Source organism: Halomonas sp. OfavH-34-E, assembly GCF_024124525.1.
Classification (GTDB): Bacteria; Pseudomonadota; Gammaproteobacteria; order Pseudomonadales; family Halomonadaceae; genus Halomonas; species Halomonas litopenaei.
In genome coordinates this window covers 1-3,212 of sequence record NZ_JAMXRY010000109.1, presented here as the reverse complement: position 1 = coordinate 3,212, position 3,212 = coordinate 1, and the positions used below count along the sequence as shown (strand labels likewise).

General features: G+C 70.3%; 6 protein-coding genes. All 6 read right to left on the bottom strand.

Going from position 1 to position 3,212, the window contains the following annotated elements; translation table 11 throughout:
- On the bottom strand, positions 1-865 hold an 865-nt coding region (locus NH448_RS23295), incomplete at its 3' end, for a baseplate J/gp47 family protein (RefSeq protein WP_253029581.1).
- On the bottom strand, positions 862-1,203 hold the full coding sequence (locus NH448_RS23290) for a GPW/gp25 family protein (RefSeq protein ID WP_253029580.1): 342 nt from the start codon (positions 1,201-1,203) through the stop codon (positions 862-864). The genes NH448_RS23290 and NH448_RS23295, both read right to left, overlap by 4 nt.
- Complete coding sequence (locus NH448_RS23285) at positions 1,200-1,751, bottom strand: phage baseplate assembly protein V (protein WP_253029579.1); 552 nt, start codon at positions 1,749-1,751, stop codon at positions 1,200-1,202. Before NH448_RS23285 ends, NH448_RS23290 begins: the two co-directional genes overlap by 4 nt.
- Before the next feature lie 61 nt (positions 1,752-1,812).
- Positions 1,813-2,271 carry a phage virion morphogenesis protein gene (locus tag NH448_RS23280; RefSeq protein ID WP_253029578.1) on the bottom strand — a complete coding sequence of 153 codons (459 nt, stop codon included), beginning with the start codon at positions 2,269-2,271 and terminating at the stop codon, positions 1,813-1,815.
- Entirely contained in the window at positions 2,261-2,764 is a 504-nt protein-coding gene (locus NH448_RS23275; RefSeq protein WP_253029577.1) for a phage tail protein, read from the bottom strand. The genes NH448_RS23280 and NH448_RS23275 overlap by 11 nt, the downstream gene beginning before the upstream one ends.
- Before the next feature lie 105 nt (positions 2,765-2,869).
- A partial coding sequence (locus NH448_RS23270; protein WP_253029576.1) for a hypothetical protein occupies positions 2,870-3,212 on the bottom strand: 343 nt, incomplete at its 5' end.

The window sequence follows — 3,212 nt, the reverse complement described above, 5'->3', positions numbered from 1 at the left end:
CGGCCTGGGTGTCGTCCAGGACGACGTCGGCGGCCGGAGCGGCGAGCTCGACGCGCTGCACGCCCTCCACGTGCAGGGCGGCATGAATCGCCGAGATGCGGATGTCGCGACCGATGCGGCGCTGGGCGGTGACGTAGGCGGTCAGCGCGGCCTTGGCCGCGGCGAGGATCGGCTCCTGCTCGGGGCCCGGGTAGACGTAGAGGGTGGCATCGACGCTGTAGTCGATGATCTGCGCTGACTGCACGGTGAGTCGGTCGCCCACCGGGCGCACGTTCTCGGCGGAGAGCGCGGCGTCGACGATGTCGATCAGGTCCTGGCTGGCGGCGCCGTTGCCCTCGGTGCTGAGCAGTGTGACCAGGGCCTCGGCCGGCGCCGGACTGGTGGCCGTGGCGTCGGACACGCGGCCATCGGCGGATAACGCATGAAACTCGTAGGCGGCACGCGGGCCGGCGACGCTGAGCCCCTCGAACGCCCGCTGGGCGCGCAGGCGTAGGTCGGTATTGCTTTCGTAGGCAGGCGGCACCGGCGGCGTGGCGTCGGGATCGCCCGGGTCGATCATCAGCCGCTCGACCTCGAAGTTGGCGACCAGGTGGTCGAGGTCTTCGTCGTCGGCGTGCGCGATCATAACCGCCCGGGCGGCCTCGTTGACCCGCTGCCGCCAGACCAGCTCCCGATAGGCGTTCTCTTCCAGCAGGATGGTCAGCGGCTCGCTCTCGAGCGCGAGGGTGGCCTCGACCTCGGCGCGTTGGCTTTCGTCGACCAGGGTGAGCAGCGCGGCCTTGCGCTCGGCGAGCACGGTCTCGTAGTCCAGGGGCTCGACGACGTCCGGGGCGGGGAGCTGGGAAAGGTCGATGGTGCCGCTCATGCGATGGGCACCTCGAAGGAAACGGCCTCACCGGTGTCGGCGAGGCGAGCGGTGATGGCGAGGTCGAGGCGGCCCGGGCGCACGGTGGAGGCCGTGCGGGTGATCTGCTGCACGGTGATACGCGGCTCCCACTTCATGATGGCGACGACGCTGGCCGAGTAGGCGCGCAGCGCCGTGGCCTCGTTCATAGGCTGGTCGATCAGTTCGGGTAACAGCGAGCCGTAGTCGCGGCGCATGACCCGCAAGCCGATCGGCGTGGTGAGGATGTCGCGCACGCTCTGGCGGATGTGCTCGAGGCGCTCCAGTCGGCGGCCGCTGTCTGCGTTCATGCCGGTCATACCGGGCCTCCGCTCTGGCCGCTGCCGGGCACCACGCCGCTGTGCGGGTGGTCGTGGCCGACATTCTTGTCATTGTGGGTCAGCGTGCCGCCGTCCTGGGCGTAGCTGCCGGCGCGGGCCATGTCGCCCTGGTGGTCTATGTCGCCCTTCCAAGCCGTGCCGCCCGGGGCTTCGATCTCGATGCGGCCGGGCAGCCGGATGCGCAGCACGCTGGCCTGGTGGTCGTACTCGAACAGGCCGCCGTCCGGGAACAGCCGGCGGCACAGGGCGGCGAGGTCCGCCGGGGCGGGGTGGGTGTCGGAGAACAGCCCGGTCAGGACGACGGCGCCGGCGGGATCACCGCCGGGTGAGAACACGATGACCTGCTCGCCCTGGGTGGGCGGATCCCAGTCCCGGGTGGAGCCGGCGCGGCCCTCGATCCAGGGCAGCCAGCCGGTGAGCAGCTCGCCGGATTTCACGCGCACGCGCGCGGCCGCGTGGTCCACCTGGGCGATGGTCCCGGTACGGATCAGGTTGTGAATCAGGCGGAGGAGCTCGGCGATATTCATGCCGCTATCGTGCGGCGGTGGCCGAGGCAGGCGAAGCGGGGCCGGGTGTGGGGTGGCGGACTTACACCGCGCCCAGGTGGCTCAGTAGAGAGTCGAGTATGAGCTCGCGATCAGCCTCGGTGAAGCCGAGCAGCTCGCGTTGTGGGTACTCGATGGTCGGGCCGTCGCGGTCGACGCGATCTCGAAGGCCGTACTGGTGGGTCTTGGCGAGCCGGGCGACGCTGCCTAAGAAGCCCACCACGGCGGTGTCGCCGCGCGTGGTGGCCTTCAGCCACTTGGCGGTGGAGAGCTTACCGAACATGGCCTGGCGGCGGATGGCGCCCTGGCGGGCGCGCCACTTCTGAGGCTTGCGCGGGGTGTAGGGCGTGCCGTCGGGGTTGGTCTGCGCCTTGATGCGCTCGCGCTGGCTGCGGCGCAGGTCGCGAGCGACCAAGCGGGCCAGGCGGCGGCGCTCCTTGGTCTCCAGCCGTGCGAGCAGCGGGGCGACCCAGTCCTCGAGGGCCTGCAGTTCATCCGCCATCGTTGGACGCCTCGCCCCATTCGGCCGCCAGGCTGTAGCCAGCGTCGGTATTCGTGTCCAGCGTCAGCAGCTGCCAATGCTGAGTGATCGGGCAGGCGTCGAGTTCGAATCGTGGGAGGGCGCGGTCGACTCGGATGGTGCCGGCCTCGCAGTCCACCTTGGCGATGACGCGCTCGGTGAGCCGCACGCGCAGGGCGAGATCCACCGAGCGGTTGTTGAGGATCTCGGCCTCGAAGCTGACGGCCTCGCTGGGATCGACATCCGGCTGGTACTCGGCGAGCCACTGCAGCAGCGGGATCATCACCGTATCCAGCTCGTCGGCGAAGTCGGTCAGCACCAGCTGGGCGGCGTAGCGGTACTCGTGGGTCAGGTCGCGCCCGCGGCGAAACTCGACGCTGCCTTCCTCGACGAAGGTGAGCAGCCGGTCGGGATCCCGGGCCAGCGTGGGGACGGCGGCGACCAGGTGGGTGCGCAGCAGGTGCAGCTTGTTCATGGGCGATCGTCCAGGGCCTGGATCAGGCCGTTGTGCCGTGTCGCGCAGCGGTGATACTGCCCGGCCCATTCGTCCATGGTCAGCACGACGTCACGGCCGGTGCCCTCAGTCAGCCGGGGCAGCGTCTCGGGGCAGGGCGTCAGCAGGCTCTGCTGGATCGGGGGCAGTGCCGGCGGCGGCGTGGTTGAGCAGGCGGATAGCGTCAGGCTCAAGACACACGCGGCGATAGATGGGCTTCTCGATCTCACGGATGACTCCTCGGTCGATGATGCGCTCGCTGGCCTCGAGCTCGGCCAGGCGGACCTCGACGGCGCGGGCGATCGTCGATTCGCGCGCCATGGCGGCGTCGATGGCGGCCTCGGCGGCCTGCATGGCGCTGAGGCGCTGACTGTCCTCGAGCCAGCATCGGGCGAACCAGCCGCCAGCGGCGGTGCCGGCGAGCAGCAGG